Annotated in this window: 20 protein-coding genes; 11 read left to right on the top strand and 9 right to left on the bottom strand. The window is 70.3% G+C overall.

Annotation, left to right across the window (positions count from 1 at the left end):
• Positions 1-21: 21 nt before the first annotated feature.
• Positions 22-318 carry a hypothetical protein gene (locus ABGB17_RS05675; protein ID WP_347626722.1) on the bottom strand — a complete coding sequence of 99 codons (297 nt, stop codon included), beginning with the start codon at positions 316-318 and terminating at the stop codon, positions 22-24.
• 498 nt (positions 319-816) lie between these two features.
• On the opposite strand from ABGB17_RS05675, the gene ABGB17_RS05670 reads away from it, so the two are divergent.
• The 3 genes from ABGB17_RS05670 to ABGB17_RS05660 all read left to right on the top strand — a co-directional run bounded on the left by ABGB17_RS05670 (position 817) and on the right by ABGB17_RS05660 (position 2799).
• Positions 817-1530 carry a Clp protease N-terminal domain-containing protein gene (locus ABGB17_RS05670; protein WP_347626721.1) on the top strand — a complete coding sequence of 238 codons (714 nt, stop codon included), beginning with the start codon at positions 817-819 and terminating at the stop codon, positions 1528-1530.
• Between the two features lie 109 nt (positions 1531-1639).
• A complete protein-coding gene (locus ABGB17_RS05665; RefSeq protein ID WP_347626720.1) occupies positions 1640-2221 on the top strand; it encodes a DinB family protein in 582 nt (193 codons plus the stop codon).
• Positions 2222-2325: 104 nt separating this feature from the next.
• On the top strand, positions 2326-2799 hold the full coding sequence (locus ABGB17_RS05660) for a hypothetical protein (protein ID WP_347626719.1): 474 nt from the start codon (positions 2326-2328) through the stop codon (positions 2797-2799).
• Between the two features lie 58 nt (positions 2800-2857).
• Here ABGB17_RS05660 and glgP read toward each other — a convergent pair whose 3' ends face one another.
• Positions 2858-5452, bottom strand: a complete 2595-nt coding sequence (glgP, locus tag ABGB17_RS05655; protein WP_347626718.1) for an alpha-glucan family phosphorylase — start codon at positions 5450-5452, stop codon at positions 2858-2860.
• A gap of 520 nt (positions 5453-5972) precedes the next feature.
• Here glgP and ABGB17_RS05650 point away from each other — a divergent pair.
• The 6 genes from ABGB17_RS05650 to sppA all read left to right on the top strand — a co-directional run bounded on the left by ABGB17_RS05650 (position 5973) and on the right by sppA (position 15794).
• Positions 5973-8000: an alpha-1,4-glucan--maltose-1-phosphate maltosyltransferase gene (locus ABGB17_RS05650; RefSeq protein WP_347626717.1), complete on the top strand. Its 2028-nt coding sequence runs from the start codon at positions 5973-5975 to the stop codon at positions 7998-8000.
• A 55-nt stretch (positions 8001-8055) separates the two neighbouring features.
• Positions 8056-9768, top strand: coding sequence for a maltose alpha-D-glucosyltransferase (gene treS / locus ABGB17_RS05645; protein ID WP_347626716.1), 1713 nt, complete (start codon positions 8056-8058; stop codon positions 9766-9768).
• A complete protein-coding gene (locus ABGB17_RS05640; protein ID WP_347626715.1) occupies positions 9765-11183 on the top strand; it encodes an aminoglycoside phosphotransferase in 1419 nt (472 codons plus the stop codon). The genes treS and ABGB17_RS05640 overlap by 4 nt, the downstream gene beginning before the upstream one ends.
• Positions 11184-11266: 83 nt before the next feature.
• Entirely contained in the window at positions 11267-11719 is a 453-nt protein-coding gene (locus tag ABGB17_RS05635) for a hypothetical protein (protein ID WP_347626714.1), read from the top strand.
• Positions 11720-11822: 103 nt separating this feature from the next.
• Entirely contained in the window at positions 11823-14048 is a 2226-nt protein-coding gene (gene glgB / locus ABGB17_RS05630; protein ID WP_347626713.1) for a 1,4-alpha-glucan branching protein GlgB, read from the top strand.
• Positions 14049-14096: 48 nt separating this feature from the next.
• Positions 14097-15794: a signal peptide peptidase SppA gene (gene sppA, locus ABGB17_RS05625; protein ID WP_347626712.1), complete on the top strand. Its 1698-nt coding sequence runs from the start codon at positions 14097-14099 to the stop codon at positions 15792-15794.
• Between the two features lie 72 nt (positions 15795-15866).
• On the opposite strand, the gene ABGB17_RS05620 is transcribed toward sppA, so the two are convergent.
• The gene (locus tag ABGB17_RS05620) at positions 15867-16271 is read right to left on the bottom strand and encodes a cupin domain-containing protein (RefSeq protein ID WP_347626711.1); all 405 of its coding nucleotides are present in this window, start codon (positions 16269-16271) and stop codon (positions 15867-15869) included.
• A gap of 60 nt (positions 16272-16331) precedes the next feature.
• On the opposite strand from ABGB17_RS05620, the gene ABGB17_RS05615 reads away from it, so the two are divergent.
• The gene (locus ABGB17_RS05615; RefSeq protein ID WP_347626710.1) at positions 16332-16805 is read left to right on the top strand and encodes a MarR family winged helix-turn-helix transcriptional regulator; all 474 of its coding nucleotides are present in this window, start codon (positions 16332-16334) and stop codon (positions 16803-16805) included.
• Here ABGB17_RS05615 and ABGB17_RS05610 read toward each other — a convergent pair.
• The 6 genes from ABGB17_RS05610 to ABGB17_RS05585 form a co-directional block, all read right to left on the bottom strand.
• On the bottom strand, positions 16789-17694 hold the full coding sequence (locus tag ABGB17_RS05610) for a maleylpyruvate isomerase family mycothiol-dependent enzyme (RefSeq protein ID WP_347626709.1): 906 nt from the start codon (positions 17692-17694) through the stop codon (positions 16789-16791). The two genes, ABGB17_RS05615 and ABGB17_RS05610, sit on opposite strands and share 17 nt — an antisense overlap.
• Positions 17695-17851: 157 nt before the next feature.
• The gene (locus ABGB17_RS05605) at positions 17852-18331 is read right to left on the bottom strand and encodes a flavin reductase family protein (protein ID WP_347626708.1); all 480 of its coding nucleotides are present in this window, start codon (positions 18329-18331) and stop codon (positions 17852-17854) included.
• Positions 18332-18414: 83 nt separating this feature from the next.
• Positions 18415-19341, bottom strand: a complete 927-nt coding sequence (locus ABGB17_RS05600; protein WP_347626707.1) for an ABC transporter substrate-binding protein — start codon at positions 19339-19341, stop codon at positions 18415-18417.
• A 36-nt stretch (positions 19342-19377) separates the two neighbouring features.
• Positions 19378-20049, bottom strand: a complete 672-nt coding sequence (locus ABGB17_RS05595) for an ABC transporter permease subunit (protein ID WP_347626706.1) — start codon at positions 20047-20049, stop codon at positions 19378-19380.
• On the bottom strand, positions 20046-20708 hold the full coding sequence (locus ABGB17_RS05590; RefSeq protein WP_347626705.1) for an ABC transporter permease: 663 nt from the start codon (positions 20706-20708) through the stop codon (positions 20046-20048). Before ABGB17_RS05590 ends, ABGB17_RS05595 begins: the two co-directional genes overlap by 4 nt.
• Positions 20701-21747, bottom strand: a complete 1047-nt coding sequence (locus tag ABGB17_RS05585) for an ABC transporter ATP-binding protein (RefSeq protein ID WP_347626704.1) — start codon at positions 21745-21747, stop codon at positions 20701-20703. The genes ABGB17_RS05590 and ABGB17_RS05585 overlap by 8 nt, the downstream gene beginning before the upstream one ends.
• Before the next feature lie 372 nt (positions 21748-22119).
• Between ABGB17_RS05585 and ABGB17_RS05580 the strand changes: the two genes are divergently transcribed.
• Positions 22120-22790 (top strand): hypothetical protein (locus ABGB17_RS05580; protein WP_347626703.1); only part of this gene is annotated, 671 nt, incomplete at its 3' end.

The raw sequence follows: 22790 nt of genomic DNA, 5'->3' as shown, positions 1-22790 counted from the left end.
CCCCTATCTGCTACCGCCGACTCACCAAATGAGTCGTCGTCTGAGCACGGCCCCATGGCGGCGCAGCTCGATCGCATCGCCCCCCTGCGTGGTGGCGACCTGCCGCTCCAGGCGCAGCAGGTCGGCAAGCAGATCGTTGCTCACCTGCTCGGCGGGCCGCGTCCGGTTGGCATGCAGATGGTCGGCAGATGCGACATCCCATACGCCCGGGGGGTGCGGGCCCAATCCCATGTGCACCAGCCGGCGCACGGGTTCGTCCGCCCCGAGGGCACCCACACCGATGCCGGCCGCGAGCTGGAATAGTTGGCGACGTTCCATTTCGTCTCCCTTATCCATTACTACCGGGCCTGAGCGTATCGGCCATAGCAGCACGAAGAGCCCGCACCACAAGCTCTCCCCAGCGCAGAGTTCGGCATCAAGGACCACAATCGCCTCAGCCGACGGCCGGTTCTTCCCCTGCCCCCACTTGCCGATCAGCGAGTAGTGCCACTTAATCCTTTTGTCCAGGTCACGCAGGGTGAGCCCGCTACGCTCCCGACACGAGCGCAACAGCGCTCCGAATTCCCGCCATTCCCCCGAAGGCCCATATCCGGCTCTTCACTCATGCCCCTCACGCGCATTCGTCGCACCGGTTACATAAGTCACACCACACCGCGGTGTTTCTTGAATTCCAACTATGACAGCGGTCACCACGCCGCAAAGCCGAAACCCCGGCAATGGGCTCGACGAGTGCGGCGGCCAGTGCCGGTGCGACGCGTGATCAACGACTGTCAACCAAGGGTTGACACCGATTCGGCGTCAACCTAGGGTTGACGCATGGCTGAAGCACCCCGACTCGACGACCTCATCAACGTGATCACCAGCCGGCACCCCGACGGGGACCCGCTGGGGCAGCTCTCCGACGCCGTCGTCCTCGGCGAGCACCTCGGAGAGCTCGCGGACCATCTGATCGGCCACTTCGTGGACCGGGCACGGCACTCGGGCGCCTCGTGGACCGAGATCGGCCAGAGCATGGGCGTGACCAGGCAGGCCGCCCAGAAGCGGTTCGTGCCCAAGGAGCCGCAGAGCGCCACCGAGAACGACCTGCGGATCTTCGCGCTGTACGACGCCGCGGCCCGCACCGCCGTGGTGCACGCCCAGGAGGAGGCCCGCAGGGCCGGTCACGACACCATCACGCCCGAACACCTGCTGATCGCCCTGCTGGAGGACCCGGAGACCACCGCGGCCCGGGCCGTGCACGCCCTCGGCGTCACCCCGGAAACGGTCCGCCAGGCCGTCGCCGGCCACTACGGCCCCCAGGCCGAGACGGTGCCCGCGGCCATCCCCTTCACTCCGCTGAGCAAGAAAGCACTGGAGTTGACGCACCGTGAGGCACTGAGGCTCGGCCACAAGCACATCGGCGCCGAGCACCTGCTGCTGGCTGTGATCACCCTGGACGAGGGTCCCGCCGCGGAAGTGCTCCGCGGCTTGGGCATCACCAAGGACCGCGTCGAGCAGGAAGTGCTGGGCCTGCTCGACGGAGCACGGTGACCCCCCGGCAGGACGAGTGGCCTCTGGCATCGCCGGAGCATGCGCCGTGGCGTCCGACGCACCGTAAATCCGTTGTCGCCCGCCACGCGCATCGCCGATGATGGCCCCCATGGCTACGACCCGACGTGCCGACATGTTCACCGAGGACGGCAAGCCGTCCGACGACGACCCACGTGAGCACGGCCCCACCTTGGGCGACGAGCGCACCACGCTGCTCGAAGCCCTGCGCACCGCACGCCTCACCCTGGAGATGAAGTGCGCGGGCCTCGACGCGCAGGCCATGGCCCGCCGCTCCGTCGAGCCGTCGACCATGTCCCTCCTCGGCCTGGTACGACACCTGGCCGAAGTGGAACGCGCGACCTTCCGCGTACTGATGGCAGGCCAGGACGTCCCCCGCCTGTACTGCTCCGACACCGACCGCGACGGCGACTTCGACGGCGCCGTCCCCGACCCCGAGGTGGTGGCGGAAGCCTGGGCCGCATGGCGCACAGAGGTCGCCTTCTCCAACGAGTTCGTGGCCCGGGCCCCGACCCTCGACATCACCGCCGACGATCCGGCGAACCTGCACGGCAGCGGCGGAGGCGCGATGTCACTGCGCGAGGTACTCGTCGGAATGATCTGGGAGTACGGCCGCCACATGGGCCACGTCGACCTGCTGCGCGAACGGATCGACGGCCGCATAGGCCAGTAACACTCCGCAGGGGCCGCCGTACCATCGTCTCTGAATCGGCCTGAGGCGTCCTGGCCGACACGCATGCCGCAGGAATCCTGCAGGCCGCAGTTCTGGAGGACGACATGGTGCCGGCCGAGGCGGCCCCGAAGGTGTTATCGAAACAGCGAAGCAGATGGCCGTTTTTCGTGTGTCTGGGACTCCTCGCCTCCGTTGCCGCCTGCGGCCTGGTGTTCGAGGTCCCCCAGCGGCGGAACGACGAGAGGCTGGCCGGGCTGCGGGAGCGGGTGAGCAGGCTTTCACTTCCGCCTGAGACCAAGCATGATCTGCGCGCCGAGGCGAGCATGGTGGGTCTTCTGGTAGCCAACAGCAATCACTGTGACTATCTGGTCCACCTGGCCCTCGTCACGAAGCTGCCCGACGCCGAGATCGCACGCTACTACGAGTCCGTCACAGTCGAGGGCATCGAAGGCGGCAAGCTCTCCGGCACCGTGTATGTCAACCCGAGCGGATCATTGCGGGGGAACGGGTTCAAGGAAGTCATCGTGGAGTTCTTCGACGGAGGGCACGCGCCCGGGTTCGATTGGCGCTGCCACTGAGCCGCACCCTCCCGTAGGGGGGAAGGTCCCCGGCTTCGGCCGGGGACCTTCCTGTTGGTCAGCGGAGGGTGCCGTTGGTCATGCCCACCGGTTCTTCCGGGAGGGCTATCAGGCCGCATTCGGCGGGGTTGGACATCAGTGGGTGGTGGGGGACGGCTCGGACGGTGTAGCCGAAGGCACCGGTGCGGTCCAGGGGGACGGTGCCGGTGTAGGAGGCTCGGCCGTCGTCGCCCACCGAGTCGGGGACGAGGGTCGTGTAGGAGGGGTGGAGGAGTTCGTCGTGCGGGCCCACCTTGCCGTAGGCGGCCTGGACGACCACGTCGTCGGGGGAGAGCTCGCCCAGCGCCACGGTGGCGCGGATCTCCATGGCGGCGCCCAGCTCGGGGGTGTCGCCTATGCCGCTCGCCTCGATGTGTTCCACGCGGACGCCGGGCCAGGCCCGGGTCACGCGGAGTTTCCAGGCGGCGAACTCCTTGGCGCGGGTGTGGTCGGCCTTGGAGAGCTCGCGCGCGGAGCCCGCGGCGGGGGTGTACAGGTCCACCACGTAGTCGCGGAGCATGCGGCCCGCCAGGACCTTCGGGCCGAGGGAGCTGAGGGTGTGCTTGACCATGTCGAGCCAGCGCCGGGGGTGGGCGTCGCCCACGCGGTCGTAGAAACGGTCGGCGACCTCGCGTTCGATGAGGTCGTACAACGCGGCGGCCTCCAGGTCGTCACGGCGGTCGGGGTCCTCGACGCCGTCGGCGGTGGGGATGGCCCAGCCGTTGTTGCCGTCGTACCACTCGTCCCACCAGCCGTCGCGGATCGACAGGTTGAGCCCGCCGTTCAGCGCCGCCTTCATGCCGGACGTGCCGCACGCCTCCAAGGGACGCAAGGGGTTGTTCATCCACACGTCGCAGCCCTGCACCATGAGCTGCCCAAGGTTCATGTCATAGTCGGGCAGGAACACGATGCGGTGCCGCACGTCCTCGTGGTCGGCGAACCGCACGATCTGCTGGATGAGCTTCTTGCCGCCCTCGTCGGCCGGGTGCGCCTTGCCCGCGATCACGATCTGCACGGGCTTGTCCGGGTCGAGCAGCAGCGCCCGCAACCGGTCGGGGTCCTTGAGCATGAGGGTGAGCCGCTTGTACGACGGCACCCGGCGGGCGAAGCCGAACGTCAGCACCTCGGGGTCCAGCGCCTCGTCGATCCACCCGAGCTCGGCGGTGGACGCCCCGCGGGCCCGCCACGACTCGCGCAGCCGCGCGCGGGCGGCCTCGACGAGGTTGCGGCGCAGCCGGCCGCGGATGGCCCAGATGTCCTCGTCGGAGAGCTTCTGCACGCCCTCCCACCCCTGGGCCTTCTCGATCAGGGACGGCAGCTCCTTGCCGGCCAGCTCCATGACCTCGCGGGCCACCCACGTGGGTGCGTGCACGCCGTTGGTGATGGACCCGATCGGCACGTCGTCCACGTCGAACCCGGGCCACAGCCCCTGGAACATCTGGCGGCTGACCGCGCCGTGCAGCTCGGACACGCCGTTGACCCGCTGGGCCAGCCGCATGCCCATGACGGCCATGTTGAAGACCGCGGGGTCGCCGCCGTTCTCGGGTTCGGCGCCGAGCGCGATGATGCGCTCCACCGGGACGGTCGGCCAGGCGTTGTCGCCGCCGAACTGGCGGCTGATCATCTCGGCGGGGAACCGGTCGATGCCCGCCGGGACGGGCGTGTGGGTGGTGAAGACCGTGCCGGCGCGGACGGCCTCCAGTGCCTCGTCGAACGACAGCCGGTGCTCGGTCAGCTCCCGGATGCGCTCCAGGCCGAGGAACCCGGCGTGTCCCTCGTTGGTGTGGAAGACCTCGGGCTCGGGGTGGCCGGTGATCGTGCAGTACGCGCGCAGCGCCCGCACGCCGCCGATGCCGAGCAGCAGCTCCTGCATGAGGCGGTGGTCGGTGCCGCCGCCGTACAGGCGGTCGGTGACGTCGCGGGCGGCGGCGTCGTTCTCGGCCACGTCGGAGTCGAGCAGCAGCAGCGGGACCCGGCCCACCTGCGCGACCAGGATCTGGGCGTGCAGCGTGCGCCCGCCGGGCAGCGGGATGGCGACCCTGGCGGGGGCGCCGTCCGGCTCCTTGAGCAGGCTGAGGGGCAGGCCCCCGGGGTCGAGGCTCGGGTAGTGCTCCTGCTGCCACCCTTCGCCGGACAACGACTGGGTGAAGTACCCGTGCCGGTAGAGGAGGCCCACCCCGAGGATGGGCACACCGAGGTCGCTGGCGGCCTTGAGGTGGTCGCCGGCGAGGATGCCGAGACCTCCGGAGTACTGCGGCAGTGCGGCGGCGATGCCGTACTCGGGGGAGAAGTACCCGATTGCGGCGGGCGCGTCGGGGAGCGTCTGGTACCACCGGGGCGCGGTCATGTACTCGCGCAGATCGTCGGCGGCGTCGGCCAGCCGGCGGAGGAACCTGCGGTCGCGCGCGAGCTCGGCGAGCCTGTCGGCCTCGACCGCGCCCAACAGCGCTACGGGATCATGACCGACCCGCTCCCACGTGCCGGGATCCACCTCCGCGAACAGGTCCATGGTCTCGGGGTGCCATGACCAGCGCAGATTGTGCACGAGCTCGCTCAGCGCGGCCAGCTCGGCGGGAAGGACGGTACGTACGGTGAACCTGCGGATTGCTCTCACGAGGCCAGACCCTAGTTACTCAGCGCCACGACGCGCGACCGAAACACCCTTGCGCCCTTGCCAGATCTCATGCGATTCGCTCTCACCACCGGTTAAATCCCGTCAGACCACACTAAAGCCGACAGTCCACAGTCCATTCAAATTGATCATGTACCGTTCGCGCTCACAGGGCAACTCTGGGGGATGAGAGCTTCCCCTCTCCCCCGAACTTCCCTTGAACAGGCATGAAGAGCGACTATGGGGGCAGTCCCATGTAAGAACCTCACGACAATGTAAGAGTCCCACGATCGTCTCTCTCACCAGGAGGGACGACGTCGCGTGCCGCCCACCGGCGTGCGCCGTCACCCCCGGGTGAGAACTCTTGTCACCGGAAGGCTGGCGTAAACCTACCTTCGGGTGAATACGATCATGCCCGTCGGTACGGCGGACTTTCGGGCCGGGTCGGCACGTGCACCAAAGATCACTCCTGCCCTCACAATTCCCGGCGGCGCCCGGTGCGCCGTCGCTACCTTGAGACGCGATGATCGGACGAATCCCAATACTGGACATCCACCCTGCCGTCGAATGCGGCCAGTGGCCGGCCAAGGCCGCGGCGGGGGAGACCTTCGAGATAAGCGCGACCGTGTTCCGGGAGGGGCACGACGCGGTGGCGGCCGGGGTGGTGCTGACCGATCCCCAGGGCGCCAAGGGGCCGCTGCTTCCCATGCGGGAGGGGGCGCCGGGCACCGACCGCTGGGCCGTCGAGGTCACGCTGCCGGACGAGGGCGACTGGAGCTTCCGCGTCGAGGCGTGGGGCGACCCGATCGCCACCTGGCTGCACGACGCGGAGATCAAGATCCCGCGCGGCATCGACACCGACCTGATGTGCGAGGAGGGGGCGCGCCTGTTCGAGCGCGCCGCCCGCGGGGTGCGCACCCAGGGGTGCGACGGCTGCGTCCACCGGGCCGCGTTGCTTTCCGTGGCCGAGCGGCTGCGTGACGACGACTACGACCCCCGGGCCCGCCTGGCCGTCGCCGAGCTGCCCGCCACGGCCGCCGCGCTGGCCGCGCACCCGCTGCGCGACCTCGTGACCCGTAGCTCCCGCATGCGGGTGCGGGTGGACCGCCGCCGCGCCCTGTTCGGCTCCTGGTACGAGCTGTTCCCCCGCTCCGAGGGCGCCGTGATCCCCGAGGAGGGCGAGCCCACGTCGGGCACCTTCAGGAGCGCCACCGAGCGGCTGCCCGCCGTGGCCGGCATGGGCTTCGACATCGTCTACCTGCCGCCCGTCCACCCCATCGGCCACACCTTCCGCAAGGGCCGCAACAACACCCTGCACCCCGAGCCGTACGACGTGGGCTCCCCCTGGGCGATCGGCTCCGAGGACGGCGGCCACGACGCGATCCACCCCGATCTCGGCACCATGGAGGACTTCGACGCCTTCGTGAAGCGGGCCAGGGAGCTCGGGCTCGAGGTGGCGCTCGACCTGGCCCTGCAGTGCTCCCCCGACCACCCGTGGGTCAAGGAACATCCCGAGTGGTTCACGGTCCGGGCCGACGGCACCATCGCGTACGCTGAGAACCCGCCGAAGAAATATCAGGACATCTACCCCCTGAACTTCGACAAGGATCCCGAGGGCATCTACGCCGAGGTCCTGCGTGTGGTGCGGCAGTGGATGGCGCACGGCGTGCGGGTCTTCCGGGTGGACAACCCGCACACGAAGCCGGTGGGCTTCTGGGAGAGGCTGCTCGCCGAGGTCAGCTCCACGGACCCCGACGTGATCTTCCTGTCCGAGGCGTTCACCCGGCCGGCCATGCTGCGCGGCCTTGCCAAGATCGGGTTCCACCAGTCGTACACCTATTTCACGTGGAAGAACTCCCGGGCCGACCTGGAGCAGTATCTGGGCGAGCTCTCCCACGAGACATCGCATTACCTACGCCCGAACTTTTTCGTCAACACTCCGGACATCCTCCATGAATACCTACAAACCGGCGGTATTCCGGCATTCAAGGTGCGGGCCGTCATCGCCGCCCTCGCCTCCCCGAGCTGGGGCGTCTACTCGGGCTACGAGCTCGGCGAGAACGTCCCGGTGCGTCCGGGCAGCGAAGAGTATCTCCACAGCGAGAAATTCGAGCTGCGGCCGCGTGACTGGGCGGCCGCCGAACGGGACGGGCGGAGCCTGGCACCCTTCATCACTCGTCTCAATTTGTTCAGAAGAGCACACCCTGCGGTTCAGGAACTGCGTAATCTACGGTTCCACACCATCGACCACCCGGACATGCTGTGCTTCTCCAAGCGGCTGCCCGGCGCCTACGACCCGTCCACACGACGGAACGGGCTAGGCGATGTGGTCCTGGTCGTCGTGAACCTCGATCCACACAACACGCACGAGGCCACGGTCTCGCTCGACATGCCCGCGCTCGGTCTCGACTGGGACGCGGAGTTCGTGGTGGACGACGACCTCTCCGGCGAGACGTACCAGTGGCGCCAAGCCAACTACGTACGCCTCGACCCCCACATCAATCCAGCACACGTCCTCACACTGCGCGCCCTACCGCAGGGCCGGTCATAGGCACATGGCCGGCCCCTCGGCAGAGCGGGCATAATGCACAGCGGGGAGCCCACAGGTGAGCTTGACGCCTCAACCCGTCCCGAACACCTTCACACACGAAAAGCCGCGCGACCCTCGGTGGTACAAGCGCGCCGTCTTCTACGAGGTCCTCATCCGGGGCTTCGCGGATTCGAACGGAGACGGGACGGGAGACATCCGCGGCCTCATCAGCAAGCTGGATTATCTCCAGTGGCTCGGGGTCGACTGCCTGTGGCTTCTCCCCCTGTACGAAAGCCCCCTGAAAGACGGTGGGTACGATATTTCGGACTTTATGAAGATCCTCCCGGATTTCGGGGACCTGGGGGACTTCATCAAGCTCGTCGACGAAGCCCACAACCGCGGCATGCGCGTCATCGCCGACCTGGTCATGAACCACACCAGCGACCAGCACCCGTGGTTCCAGGCTTCCAGGCACGACCCCACCGGCCCGTTCGGTGACTTCTACGTCTGGAGCGACGACGCCGAGAAGTACAGCGACGCCCGCATCATCTTCATCGACACCGAGACCTCCAACTGGACGTACGACCCGGTGCGCGGCCAGTACTACTGGCACCGTTTCTTCCACCACCAGCCGGACCTGAACTACGAGAACCCCCAGGTGCAGGACGCCATGCTGGAGGTCCTGAACTTCTGGCTGGACCTCGGCATCGACGGTTTCCGGCTGGACGCGGTGCCGTACCTGTTCGAGCAGGAGGGCACCAACTGCGAGAACCTCCCGCAGACCCACGCCTACCTCAAGCGGGTCCGCGGCGAGATCGACCGCCTCTACCCCGACCGGGTGCTGCTGGCCGAGGCCAACCAGTGGCCGGCCGACGTCGTCGAGTACTTCGGCGACCCGGTGACCGGCGGCGACGAGTGCCACATGGCCTTCCACTTCCCGCTCATGCCGCGCATCTTCATGGCGGTGCGCCGGGAGACCCGCTACCCCATCTCCGAGATCATGGCCCAGACGCCGAAGATCCCGGAGAACTGCCAGTGGGGCATCTTCCTGCGCAACCACGACGAGCTGACCCTTGAGATGGTCACCGACGAAGAGCGCGACTACATGTACGCCGAGTACGCCAAGGACCCGCGCATGCGGGCCAACGTCGGCATCCGGCGCCGTCTCGCCCCGCTGCTGGAGAACGACCGCAACCAGATCGAGCTGTTCACCGCCCTGCTGCTCAGCCTGCCCGGCAGCCCTGTGCTGTACTACGGCGACGAGATCGGCATGGGCGACAACATCTGGCTCGGCGACCGGGACGGCGTCCGCACCCCCATGCAGTGGACGCCCGACCGCAACGCCGGGTTCTCCGACTGCGACCCGGGCCGCCTGTACCTGCCGACGATCATGGACCCGATCTACGGCTTCCAGGCGCTCAACGTCGAGGCGCAGCAGCGCAACCAGGGCTCGATCCTCCACTTCACCCGCAAGATGATCGAGATTCGCAAGCGCCACCCGGTGTTCGGGCTCGGCGAGTTCACCGAGCTGAACTCCTCGAACCCCAGCGTCCTCGCGTTCGTCCGCGAGCTCGGCGACGACCGGGTGCTGTGCGTCAACAATCTGTCCCGATTCCCCCAGCCGGTGGAACTGGATCTGCGGCGGTTCGAAGGGGTCACGCCCGTGGAGTGCACGGGTGGCGTGCCTTTTCCCCCGATCGGCGAACTTCCGTATCTTTTGACGCTTCCTGGGCATGGGTTCTACTGGTTCACCCTTCCACCCACGAGCTCAGCAGCCGAGGAGACGTGAGAGATACTTTCGAGGAGCTGCTTGCCGGCTGGATCACCCGTCAGCGGTGGTTCGCCGGCAAGGGCCGCGCGATCACCGGCCTGGCCGTCGAGGCCGTCACCCCGCTTCCCCTTCGTGGTCCTGCAGAATCCCGCCACAGCGATGTGGCGGGGTCCTCCAGGACCACGGACGCCGACAGCACGCTTCCCGTGACCGTCCGCCATCTGATCATCACGGTACGGCAGGACTCTCACACCGATCGTTACCAGTTGCTCCTCGGGCTCCGCCCCGAGCTCCCCCAGCGCCTGCGGCACGTGGCGATCGGCCCCACCGAGGACGGCATGGCCTACGACGCCGTGCACGACGCCGAGGTCACCGGCCTGCTGCTCGCGGGCATCGCCGAGGACCACGACACCGGGCCGCTGCGGTTCCGCCGCATGCCCGGCGTGGAGATCGACACCTCCCTGCGCAGCCTGGTGCTCGGGGCCGAGCAGTCCAACACCTCCCTGGTGTACGGCGACCGCTACATCTGCAAGCTGTTCCGCAAGCTCGTGCCCGGCGTGAACCCCGAACTGGAGATCGTCTCGGCCCTCGCCCGGCGCGGCTCCCCGCACATCGCCAAGCCGTACGGCTGGATCGAGACCGAGGTGGACGGCGAGAACACCACCCTGGCGTTCACCCAGGAGTTCCTGCCCACCGCCTGCGACGGCTGGGCCCTTGCGCTCACCAGCGTGCGCGACCTTTACGGCTCGCTGCCGGACACCGGCGCCGGCGACGCGGGCGGCGACTTCGCCGCCGAGTCCCACCGGCTCGGCGTGGCCACCGCCCACCTGCACAAGGAGATGGCGGCGGCGTTCCCCACCGGCGCCATCGAGGCCCCCGAGGTCAAGCGCATGGTCGAGGGTTTCCGGCGGCGGCTGGAGGCCGCCATCGCCGAGGTGCCCGACCTCGCCGTCCACGCCCGCGAGGCGCACGAGGCGTTCGACCGGCTGGCCGACGTCGGGCACCCCATCCTGGTGCAGCGGGTGCACGGCGACTACCACCTCGGCCAGGTGATGCGCACCCCGAGCGAGTGGGTGGTGCTGGACTTCGAGGGCGAGCCCGGCCAGCCGCTCACCGAGCGCCGCGCCCTGGACTCCCCGCTGCGTGACGTCGCCGGCATGCTGCGCTCGTTCGAGTACGCGGCCCGCCACCTGCTGTTCGACCATCCGTCCCCGGAGCGGCTCGCGCCTCGGGCCGCCGAGTGGGCCGAGCGCAACCGGGCGGCGTTCCTCGCGGGCTACTCGGCGGGCGGCGGCGGCATCCGCGGCGGCGACGCCGTGCTGCTGCGGGCCCTGGAGCTCAGCAAGGCGGCGTACGAGGTGGTGTACGAGGCGCGCAACCGGCCCACGTGGCTGCCGATCCCGCTCGCCGCGTTCACCGATCGCGGTGCCTGACCGCACGCCGTTCCCCATGCGAAGCCTCCCGTCGGATACGATCCGTCACAGCGGTGTGACGGTACGTAGGATGTGGAGCGTCGGTGGCACGGAGGCGGCTCACTGTGGCACTGGCGGGCGGAGCCACGCTCGCCGTCGGGCTCGGGGTGGGGCTCGCCGTGGGCCTGTCCCTGGAGCGCCAGCCGCCGCGGCGTCAGGAGCGGCCGCCCATCGCGACCGTGCAGCCGCCGCCGCGCATCCGTCCCCTGGACCCCCGCCCGGCCCCGGCGCGCTGGGAGGAGCGGTTCGCCACCGAGCTGCTGCTCGCCCACCCGGTGCTCGGCGAGACCATCCGCGGCGAGTACGCCAAGGCGGCGGGCCGGCGGCTGCGGTCGCCCGGGGAGCTGCGGGTGCACACGCTGATCTTCCGGCGGCACGGGTGCGAGACGCATCGCTGCCTTCAGGTCTTCATCCGGTTCCCGGGTGGCGTGTGGCTGGATGTGGGGCGGGTCGTGGTCGATCTCACCACCGAGAACGTCCGCGTTCTGGAATGGTGATAATTCAGCATCCGGGCACCGGCGACACCGCGATGGGTCAGCGCGCGGATCCGGGGCAGGGGTACCTAACCGAACGACCGTGCTGAGGAGCGAAAGCGATCCGATGACTGCGGACCTTGACCTGAACCGGCTGGCCGGCGGCGCCCACCACGATCCCCACTCGATCCTGGGCGGGCACCTCACCCCCGAGGGCCTCACCGTGCGGGCGCTGAGACCGCTCGCGGAGAAGGTCGAACTGGTGCTGGACGACGCCGTGCGCGAGATGACCCACGAGGCGTACGGCGTGTTCGCCGTGACCCTCCCCGGGGTGGACAAGGTGCCGGCGTACCGCCTGCGCGTGACCTACACCGGCAACCCGCCCTACGAGACCGGCGACCCCTACCGCCACTGGCCGACGCTCGGCGAGATCGACCTCCACCTGATCAGTGAGGGACGGCACGAGCGCCTCTGGGAGGTGCTCGGCGCCCGCGTCATGACGCACGACGACGAGGAGGGCACCGCGTTCGCCGTCTGGGCCCCGAACGCCCGCGGCGTGCGCGTCGAGGGCGGCTTCAACCACTGGAACGGCGCCGCCCACCCGATGCGCTCCCTCGGCCGCTCCGGGGTGTGGGAGCTGTTCGTGCCCGGCGTGGGGGCGGGCGAGCACTACAAGTTCTCCGTGCTCGGCGCCGACTCGGTCTGGCGCTCCAAGGCCGACCCGATGGCCCGCCGCACCGAGCGGCCGCCCGCGACCGCGTCGGTGGTGGAGGTCTCGCACCACACCTGGGACGACGAGGAGTGGATGCGGCGGCGGGCCGAGCGCGACACCCTTGAGCAGCCGATGAGCGCCTACGAGGTGCACCTCGGCTCGTGGCGGCCCGGCCTGACCTACCGCGAGCTGGCCGACCAGCTCGTGGAGTACGTCAAGGAGATGGGCTTCACCCACGTGGAGCTGCTTCCGGTGGCCGAGCACCCGTTCGGCGGCTCCTGGGGCTACCAGGTGACCTCCTACTACGCCCCCACCTCCCGCTTCGGCGCCCCCGACGAGTTCCGCCACCTGGTGGACCGGCTGCACCAGGCCGGCATAGGCGTGCTGCTCGACTGGGTGCCCGCGCACTTCCCCCGGGACGAGTGGGCCCTCGCGCGGTTCGACGGCACCCCGCTGTACGAGCACTCCGACCCGCGGCGGGGCGAGCACCCCGAGTGGGGCACCTACATCTTCGACTTCGGCCGCCGCGAGGTGCGCAACTTCCTGGTCGCCAACGCGCTGTACTGGCTCAAGGAGTTCCACATCGACGGCCTGCGGGTCGACGCGGTCGCCTCGATGCTCTACCTGGACTACTCCCGCCGCGAGGGCGAGTGGACGCCCAACGTCTACGGCGGCAGGGAGAACCTCGACGCTGTGGAGTTCCTCAAGGAGATGAACTCGGTCGTCTACCGCGAGGCGCCCGGCATCGTCACCATCGCGGAGGAGTCCACGGCGTGGCCCGGGGTGTCCCGGCCGGTGCACCTCGGCGGCCTCGGGTTCGGGTTCAAGTGGAACATGGGCTGGATGCACGACACGCTCGCGTACCTGCATCACGAGCCGGTGTTCCGGCAGTACCACCATCACCAGATGACGTTCTCCCTGATGTACGCCTACTCGGAGAACTTCGTGCTCCCCCTGTCGCACGACGAGGTGGTGCACGGCAAGGGCTCGCTGCTCGGCAAGATGCCGGGCGACGAGTGGCAGCGGTTCGCCAACCTTCGCACGCTGTTCGCGTTCATGTGGGCGCACCCCGGCAAGAAACTGCTGTTCATGGGCGGGGAGTTCGGCCAGGGCCTGGAATGGTCCGAGGAGCGCGGGCTGGACTGGTGGATGCTGGACTTCGAGCCCCACCAGGGGGTGCGGCGGCTGGTGCGCGACCTCAACAACGTGTACGGCGCGACGCCCGCGCTGTACTCGCAGGACCACACGCCGAAGGGCTTCGAGTGGATCGACGCCGACGACGCCCCCGGCAACGTCTTCTCGTTCGTGCGCCACGGGTCGGACGGCTCGATGCTGGCCTGCGTCGCCAACTTCTCCGGGCAGGCGCACGAGGGGTACGTCATCGGGCTGCCCGCCGGCGGGCGCTGGGAGGAAGTGGTCAACACCGACGCCTACGAGTACCACGGCAGCGGGGTCGGCAACCTCGGCGGCGTGGAGGCGGTGGCCGAGCCGTGGCACGGCATGCCGTACTCCACGAGCCTGCGTGTGCCGCCGCTCGGCGCGCTGTGGCTGCGCCGCCCGGCGCCGGTGGCCGACACCGTGGACGCCGTGGACGCTGTGGACGCCGAGTCCGCTGAGCAGGACGAAGACCGCGCAAACTGAGCCGCCGCCGTGCGCCTGTTCCCCCGGATCGTCGCCTAGGGTGTCGCTATGGACGCGACAAAGGCGATCACTGACACGGTCGACCGGTTCCGGCAGCGGCGCAGCGCTCCCCTGGTCCTCGAACTCGATCTCACCGACGGCCTCATCGAAGGGCCGCCGGCCGATCCCCTCGGCGCGCTACTGTCCATGCGCAAGACCCGCCTGGCCGACATCCTCACCGGGCTCAGGCGGGCCCGCACCGACCCCCGGGTCAAGGGCCTGGTCGTGAAGATCGGCGGCCAGCCGATCGGCCTGGCCATGGTGCAGGAGCTGCGGTCCGCGGTGACCGCGCTGCGCGAGGCGGGCAAACGCACCGTCGCCTTCGCCGAGACCTTCGGCGAGTTCGGCCAGGGCACCGTGCCGTACTACCTGGCGAGCGCGTTCGGCGAGATCTACCTCCAGCCGTCCGGTGACGTCGGGCTGACCGGCGTCTCGCTGGAGCAGCGTTTCGTCAAGAACGCGCTCACCAAGCTCGGCGTGGACTACCAGGTCGGGCAGCGGCACGAGTACAAGACCGCCGCCAACATGTTCACCCAGGACCACATGACCGAGGCGCACCGCGAGTCCGCGGCCCGCATCGCCGAGTCGGTCATCGAGCAGATCGTCGCCGGCGTCGCCGAGGGGCGCCGCCTGGAACCCGCGCGGGTGCGCGAGCTGATCGACCAGGGGCCGTTCATCGGCACCGAGGCCGTCGAGGCGGGCCTGGTCGACCGGCTGGCCTACCGCGACGAGGTGTACGACGAGATCCGCGACGAGGGCGACCTGCTGCTGTACGTCGGCCGGTACGCCAAGGGCCCGATGGGCATCGGCGCCAAGCTGCCGAAGCCCGGCGAGAAGGTCGTGGCGCTGGTGCACGGCACCGGCATGATCCGCCTCGGCCGCAGCGGACGCAGCCCTCTCGGCGGCGGCGGGGCCATGGGGTCGGACACCATCTGCGCCGCGCTGCGCTCGGCCCGGCGCGACGAGCACGTCAAGGCCATCGTGTTCCGGGTGGACAGCCCCGGCGGGTCGTACGTCGCCTCCGACGCCATCTGGCGCGAGGTGCTGCTGGCGCGCAAGGCGGGCAAGCCGGTGATCGTCTCGATGGGCGACCTCGCCGCGTCGGGCGGCTACTTCGTCTCCATGGGCGCGGACGTCATCGTGGCCCAGCCCGGCACGCTGACCGGCTCCATCGGGGTGTTCGGCGGCAAGCCGTCGCTGGAGAGGCTGCTCGACCGCATCGGGGTGAACTCCGAGGCGGTGGACGTCGGCGCCAACTCCGGCATGTACTCCACGAGCCGGTCGTTCTCCGAGCCGCAGTGGGCCCGGATCAACGCCTGGCTCGACCGGGTGTACGACGACTTCGTGGGCAAGGTGGCGCAGGGCAGGAACCTCGACCGCGACCGCGCACACGACCTGGCCCGCGGCCGGGTCTGGACCGGCGCGGACGCGTTCGGCCGGGGCCTCGTGGACGAGCTCGGCGGCCTGGAGGACGCCCTCGGCCTCGCCCGCGGCAGGGCCGGCCTGCCCGCCGACGCCCCCGTGCGCACCTACCCCCGCATGCACCCTCTGGAGCGCCTGCGCCCGCCGGACTCCAGCGAGGACAAGGCCGCCGCCATGGCCCGCGTCCGCCTGGAGGCTTGGGGCCCGCTCACCCGCCTGGCCGCCGAGCTGGGCCTGCCCATGTACGGTCCGCTCGTCCTGCCCGGCTGGTGGACCATCCGCTGACCTCACCGCCACTTCGAGGCTCGCGGAGATGCCGATGCGCAGGCCCTGGCGGGGCGCGGGCCCGGTGGCGTGTCAGACCGTCCAGGCGGGGATCAGCTTGTCCCCGTCCTGGACGGCGCAGCCGGGGGCGACGTCGCCGGTGACGCCGTACGCGCGTCCGCCGGCCGGGGCGGCGACGACGGCGCTCAGGCCGGCCGGGCCGCCGTGCACGCGGCGCGGGGACCCGGCGGGCATGACGACGGTGTCGCCCGGCCCCACCTCGGACGTCTCGCCGTCCAGCTCGACGGTGGCGCCGCCCGCCAGCACGGTCCACACCTGCTCGGTGTCGAAGGCGTGCGGCGGTCCTGACCGCCCGGCGGGCATGTCCACCCGCCAGACCGCGAGCCCGGTGCCGCCCTGGGCGGGCGAGGCGAAGGTCGTCATGACGGCGTTCGGCGTCTCGGTGGTGCGGCACTGCTCGCGACGGATGACAGGCATGGGAGTTCCTTCCGATAATCGACAACGTGATTGTCTATATAGTGAACGAGGTTGTCCATAGTGTCAACTGACCCGCCCGGCTTCGAGCTGCCTCTCCGGCTCTTCCTCGGCTTCCGCACGCTGATCGACGACCTGCACGCCGAGCTGGCCCGGCAGGGGCACCCCGACATGCGCCCCATGTACGGCTTCGTGCTGCAGGCCATCGGCATCCGCGGCACCACCGCCGCCGACCTCGGCCGCACCCTCGGCGTCTCCAAGCAGGCCGCGGGCAAGACCGTGGACAACCTGGAACGCCTCGGCTACGTCCAGCGCGGCAGCGACCCCCACGACGCCCGCCGCAAGACCGTCCGCCTCACCGAACGCGGCGTCGACTGCCTCGCCCGCTCCGCCCGCATCTTCGACGACCTGCGCGCCTCCTGGGCCAAGACCCTCGGCGAGGACCGCCTGCGCGCCCTGGAGTCCGACCTGCGCCAGGTCACCCCGCCCACCTTGTTCCACCTGGACGTGCCGGGGTGGTTCACCGGCTATCAGTAGCCGCCGAGCCCCGCGCGTACGGGATGGTGGGCACGCGGACCGTGCGCAGGAACTCGGGCAGCAGCCAGGGGCGGCGGCCCCACGCGGCCAGGCGGCCGGTGAGCACGGCGCGGGGCTGGGAGATGCGGCCGAACAACATCAGGTTGAGCGCGGCGGGGTCGAAGGCCACGTGGACGTCGGTGCCGGGCCCCGGGGGCCCGGCGGTCACCTTGCCGGCCTGCGCCACCAGGCGGGCGGGGGTGGTGTACCGGGAGTGGAACCGTACGGTGATGCGCCGGGGCGAGGGGGTCGTGCCGGGGCGCTCCAGCAGGCCGCCGGTGCCGTTGGCGAGCATGCCGAGCAGGAACAGGTCGAAGAACAACGCGGCGTGCCGGGGCGGGATCGCCCAGCGGACGCCGGCGGCGGGGGCGATGTCCCAGCCGTGCAGGAGCATCTCGTTCACCAGGTGGGCGAACAGGCCGCCGATCGGCACCAGCGACCCGCCGAGCCACGGCACGGGGGTGGCCGGGTCGGCGTCCGCGGTGATCCGGAGGATCTCGGCGATGTCGTCGCGCAGCCGCGCGGCGAGCACCTTCGGGTCGCGTTCGGTGAAGCGCTCCAGCGAGACGTCGTTGAACAGGCCGACGGTCTCGATGGTGACCGGAGCGACGGCGGGCCCCAGCCCGTCGATGGGGAGCGGCGTGCCGTCCGCCCGGGCCAGCGACGTGTACATGCGCGAGATGACCACGACGTGCGCGGCGGTCTCGGCGACCGTCCACTCCTTCGTCGCCATCGCGCCGGGGTCGGGGGCGCCGGCCACCAGCGCGGCGAACCGGTCGCCGGTCTCCTTGAGCGCGGTGCGCGCGACGGCCCACCGGTCCCGCGGCACGGTCACGTCCCTGTCGCCCATGTGGCCCTCCGCCCGATCGGGATGGGAACCTCTCAAAGATCCACCGATTCGGCGGGGTTGGCCAGGGCCCTGGGGAACAGCCGGGGTCCTAGGGGCGGCCGGCGTCCTCTCGGGACAGCCGGCGTCCTGGGGGCGCGGCCGGGGTCCTGGGCCGGGGTCAGCCGAGCGCGCGGTAGCGTCCCCTCAGGCGGACGAGCGGGGGCAGGGACGGGTCGACGTAGTCGACGCCGAGGACGGTGGCGACGAACAGGGTGTGGTCGCCGCCGGGGACGACGCGGGAGGTCTCGGCCTCGAGTGCCGCCACGCCGCCGTCGATGATCATCGCCTCGGTGCGGGCGCCGCGGTGGTGCGGGACGCTCGCCACCAGCAGGCGGGCGCTCGGGCGGCCGGGGGTGGCGAACCGGCTGGCGATCACCGACTGGCCGCCGGACAGCAGGGTCACGGCCCACTGGTCCTGGCGCAGCATGACCTCGCACAGGTAGCCCGCCGAGTCCAGGCTCAGCAGCACCATCGGCGGGTCCATCGACAACGACGTGAACGTGGTGACGGTGGTGCCGATGTCGTCGCGGCCCTCCCGCACGGTCACCACGGCCACCCCGGCCGCCAGTTGCCGCATCGCCTCGGTGAACTCGTTCATGGCCTCTCTTCGGGGTAGGGGACGCGCGAGGGCGCCCGCCTCCACCGTACGGGGAGAGGGCGCCCTCAGCCGGGGATCAGGCGTCAGAGCAGGCCGTTCTTGGTCAGCCAGTCCTTCGCGACGGCGGGCGGGTCGTCCTTGTCGACCGCGACGCGCTTCATCATGTCGGTCAGGGCGGCGGTGTCCAGCTTGGCGGAGATGGCGTTGAGCGTGGTGCGCACGGTGTCGTTCACGGCGGCCTTGTTGACCAGCGGGGTGACGTTCTGCGCGCTGAACACGTTCTTCGGGTCCTGCAGCGGCACCAGGCCGTTGATCAGGATCTTGGGGTCGGTGGTGAAGACGTTGCCGGCCTGGATGGCGTCGCTCTTGATGGCGTCCGCGGTGGTCTCGCCGGTCGGCTTCCACTCCTTGAACGTCAGGCCGTAGACCTCCTGGAACTGGGCCTCGCGGCGCTTCTTGAACTCCGGCGGGCCGCCCACGACGAAGTCCTTGGACACCTTGGCGAGGTCCGCGATGGTCGTCAGCTTGTGCTTGTCCGCGGTCGCCTTGGAGACGGTGAGGGAGTCCTTGTCCTCGGCCGGCGAGGAGTCGAGGATCTCGACCTCCGGGGGCAGCTTGGTCTTCAGCTCCCCGTTCACCGCGTCCGTGCTGGAGGCGGTGGTGTTGGGGTCGACGAAGCTGAGCAGGCCGCCGTTGTACTCGGGGAGCACGGTCAGCGCGCCGCTCACGATCTGGCCGAAGATGACCTCACGGCTGCCGATGTTGAACTTCTCCTCGACCGGCACGCCCTTGGCCTGGAGCGCCTGCGAGTAGATCGAGCCGAGCAGGACGTTCTCCGGGAAGTTGGCCGAGCCGATCACCACCTTGCCCGAGCCCGCCGACCCCGACGCCGGCCCGCTCGGGGCGGGGGCGGGGCTGGCGCCGGTGAGCGGGTCGCCGCCCCCGCCGCACGCCCCCAGGGTCAACACCGCGGCGAGGGTGACCACCGCGGTGCCTATGATTCGTCTCATGAATATATTCCCTTCTAAACCAGGGGGTATTGTAGACTAACGGGTCCGGGCCCGCTGGGACACACCCGGCGAGACCGCCACCCGCTGCAACAGCGCGAAACCGGCCTGCACGAGGAGCGCCAGCACGGCCACGAGCACCGCTCCCCCGATCGTGCTCGGATAGTCTTTGGTCGCGAGCCCGTCGATGATGAAACGGCCGAGCCCGCCGAGGCCGACGTACGCCGCCACGGTGGCCGTCGCCACCACCTGGATCGCGGCGATGCGCAGCCCGAGCAGGATCAGCGGCAGCGCCACCGGCACCAGCGCGCGCAGCAGCACCTGACGGCCGCGCAACCCCATGCCGTACGCCGCGTCGCGCAGGTCCTCGTCCACGCCGCGCACACCCTCGTAGGTGTTCACCAGGATCGGCGGCACCGCGAGCGCCACCAGCGGGATCAGCACCGGCCAGGTGGTGCCGACCCCCACCAGCAGCACGATCAGCACCACCAGGCCGAGAGTGGGCAGCGCCCGCGCCGCGTTGGCCGCGACCACGACCAGCAGCGCGCCGCGCCGCGTGTGACCGATCAGCAGGCCGAGCGGCAACGCGATCAGCGCCGCCAGCAGCAGCGCGGCCAGGGAGAACTGGATGTGCTCGAGCACCCGCACCGGGATGCCGCCGGAACCCGACCAGTTGGCCGGGTTCCCGAAGAAGTCCAGCAGCCAGTTCACGTGGTCCTCCTGGCCCTCGCCCAGGGCGTGAGCAGCCGCTGGGCCAGCACGAGCAGGCCGTCGGCGAACACCGCGAGCACGACCACCAGCACGATGCCGACGACGATGGGGGTGGGGAACTGCCGCTGCCAGCCGTCGATGAACAGGTAGCCGAGGCCGCCGCGGCCGATCAGCGCGCCCACGCTCACCAGGCTGATGCTGGACACCGTGGCCACCCGCAGGCCCGCGAGCACCACAGGGACCGCGATGGGCAGCTCCACCTGGAGCAGCCGCCGCGTCGGGCCGAAGCCCATGGCCACCGCCGACTGGCGCACGTGGCCGGGCACCGCGGCGAGGCCGTCCACCACCGAGGGGATCAGCACGGCGAGGGAGTAGAACGTCAGCGGCACGATCACCGTGGCGCGCTCGGCGAGGCCGGTGATCGGGATCAGCACGATGAACACCGCCAGGGACGGCAGTGAGTAGACGACGTTCATCAGGCTCACCGTCGGCTGGTACAGCACCCGCCACCGCGCGCCCGCGAGACCGAGGGGCAGCGCGATGAGCAGGCCGAGCACCACCGGCAGGATCGCCATGATCACATGGTCCACCAGCAGGTCCTGGATGCCTGGCCAGTTGCGGCCGATCCAGTCCCAGCGGACCAGCGGCTCCTCACCCACGGGCCCCCACCCCCGACGCCCGGGACAGGGCCCGGTCCAGCGCCTCACGGGTGACGACACCCGCGAAACCGCCGTCGCCGTCCACCGCGACGGCGCAGCCGGACGGCGCGAGCAGCGCGGCGTCGAGCGCGGCCCGGAGGGAGTCCTTGCCGAGGTCGACGGCGCCGAACGGGTGGAGCTCGCCGTCGCCGTTCCCCTCGGCACGCCAGCCGAGCGGGCGGCGGGCGTCGTCCAGGACGAGCGTCCAGCCGGGCACCCCGAGCTCCTCGCGGACCTCCAGATCGGCGGCCGGGACGAACGACAACCGCCGGATGCCGCGGTCCTTGCCGAGGAAACCCTCCACGAAGCCGTCGGCGGGCTCGGCGAGCAGCGTCGCCGGACCGGCGAACTGCGCCAGCTTGCCGCCGACGCGCAGCACCGCCACCGTGTCGCCGAGCTTGATGGCCTCGTCGATGTCGTGGGTGACGAAGACGATCGTCTTGTGCAGCTCGGCCTGGAGCCGCAGCAGCTCCTCCTGCAGGCTGGCGCGCACCACCGGGTCCACCGCGCTGAACGGCTCGTCCATCAGCAGCACCGGCGGGTCGGCCGCCAGCGCGCGGGCCACGCCGACACGCTGCTGCTGGCCGCCGGAGAGCTGGAAGGGGTAGCGGGAGGCCAGCTTGGGGTCGAGACCGACCCGCTCCATCAGCTCCATGGCGCGTCCGCGTGCCTTCTTCTTCTCCCAGCCGAGCAGGTACGGGACGGTGGCGATGTTGTCCACGATCCTGCGGTGCGGGAACAGGCCCGCCTGCTGGATGACATATCCGATGCCGCGGCGCAGCGTGGGGGGATCGATCTTCCGAATATCTTGATCGTCGAGCAGAATGCGGCCGTCGGTGGGGTCGATCATTCTGTTGATCATTCGCAGCGACGTCGTCTTGCCGCAGCCGGACGGGCCGACGAACACCGTGATGCTGCCGGTCGGCACCTCGATGCTGAGGTCGTCGACCGCCACCGTGCCGTCCGCGTAACGCTTGGTGACGCCTTCAAATGTGATCACGCACGACCTCGTGCTTCTCGGCCGGGACCGGCTGGCCCGGAATCGTCGAGTCGGCCGCCCACGGCTGCACGGCTACCACCCGCTTGGCAGCCCCCACCGTAGGTGACGCGCGGACCGGCGGTCCACACGGCCGTCCCCTGCCACAGACTACGATGATCTCCGGCAATCCACCGGAAATCCCTGGTCACACGTGCATGTCGGTAATTCACTGCGATATCAGCTGATCGGTTCCCTGGGCTTTCACGATATTTATCAAACTCGCATCGTTTGGTGCGGGCCGCGCCGGGGCCTTGGCATGATTGGACCTCCCACGTCTCATCCTCCACACGCCCAACCTTCGGCCCCGCACCAGAATTCCAAGAGGAACCGGCTGTGACCACACCGCTCACCGACCCGCGCCCCCGAGGCGCCGTGGTCGCCGAGCTCTACGACCGTCACGCCGCCGGGCTGTTCGCGTACTGCCACGACCAGCTCGGTGACACCGCCTCCGCCGCCAACGCCGTGGCGGCCGTCTTCACCCGCGTGCCGGCCGTCGAGCCCCCCCGCGCCGCGCTCTACGCGCTGGCCCGCCGAGAGATCTACCGCCGCGACGTCGCCTACGCCTTCCCCTCGGTCGACCCCGTGGCCGACCCGCCGACCGCGACGATCGAACGAGTCCTCCGCGAACTACGCCCCCACCAACGCGAGGTCCTGCTCCTCGCCACGGTCTGCGGCCTGGACACCGCCGAGCTCTCCTGGGTCCTGGACGTGGCCGCCGACACCGCCGAAGCCCTGGTCCTGAGCGCCCGCACCCGCTTCACCCAGTCCCTGGCCCACTCAGTCAACTCCGCCCGCCTGACCCCCGGCCTCCCCCCCGCGGTGGCCGAGGTCTACGAGGCCCTGACCCTGGCCCGCCCCGAGGACGCCCTGGCCCGCCTCCCCTGGCGCCCCCCACCCTCGGCCCTGCGCGCGAGAGTCCTCAACGGCATCCCCGCCGACGCCGGCCCCACCCGGCCGGAGGACCGCCACCGGTGGCCCACCACCCCCAAGTGGCCCCTCCCCCT

This window comes from Sphaerisporangium sp. B11E5, assembly GCF_039871875.1.
GTDB lineage: Bacteria > Actinomycetota > Actinomycetes > Streptosporangiales > Streptosporangiaceae > Sphaerisporangium.
Note: the sequence above shows the minus strand (reverse complement) of the source record. Positions and strands in the feature narration are given on the sequence as shown.

Excerpts from the sequence above, each read along its gene's own strand:
- ABGB17_RS05675 (WP_347626722.1), bottom strand. The coding sequence starts at position 318 with ATGGAACGTCGCCAACTATTCCAGCTCGCGGCCGGCATCGGTGTGGGT.
- ABGB17_RS05670 (WP_347626721.1), top strand. The coding sequence starts at position 817 with ATGGCTGAAGCACCCCGACTCGACGACCTCATCAACGTGATCACCAGC.
- ABGB17_RS05665 (WP_347626720.1), top strand. The coding sequence starts at position 1,640 with ATGGCTACGACCCGACGTGCCGACATGTTCACCGAGGACGGCAAGCCG.
- ABGB17_RS05660 (WP_347626719.1), top strand. The coding sequence starts at position 2,326 with ATGGTGCCGGCCGAGGCGGCCCCGAAGGTGTTATCGAAACAGCGAAGC.
- ABGB17_RS05650 (WP_347626717.1), top strand. The coding sequence starts at position 5,973 with ATGATCGGACGAATCCCAATACTGGACATCCACCCTGCCGTCGAATGC.
- glgB (WP_347626713.1), top strand. The coding sequence starts at position 11,823 with ATGACTGCGGACCTTGACCTGAACCGGCTGGCCGGCGGCGCCCACCAC.
- sppA (WP_347626712.1), top strand. The coding sequence starts at position 14,097 with ATGGACGCGACAAAGGCGATCACTGACACGGTCGACCGGTTCCGGCAG.
- ABGB17_RS05620 (WP_347626711.1), bottom strand. The coding sequence starts at position 16,271 with ATGCCTGTCATCCGTCGCGAGCAGTGCCGCACCACCGAGACGCCGAAC.
- ABGB17_RS05610 (WP_347626709.1), bottom strand. The coding sequence starts at position 17,694 with ATGGGCGACAGGGACGTGACCGTGCCGCGGGACCGGTGGGCCGTCGCG.
- ABGB17_RS05605 (WP_347626708.1), bottom strand. The coding sequence starts at position 18,331 with ATGAACGAGTTCACCGAGGCGATGCGGCAACTGGCGGCCGGGGTGGCC.
- ABGB17_RS05600 (WP_347626707.1), bottom strand. The coding sequence starts at position 19,341 with ATGAGACGAATCATAGGCACCGCGGTGGTCACCCTCGCCGCGGTGTTG.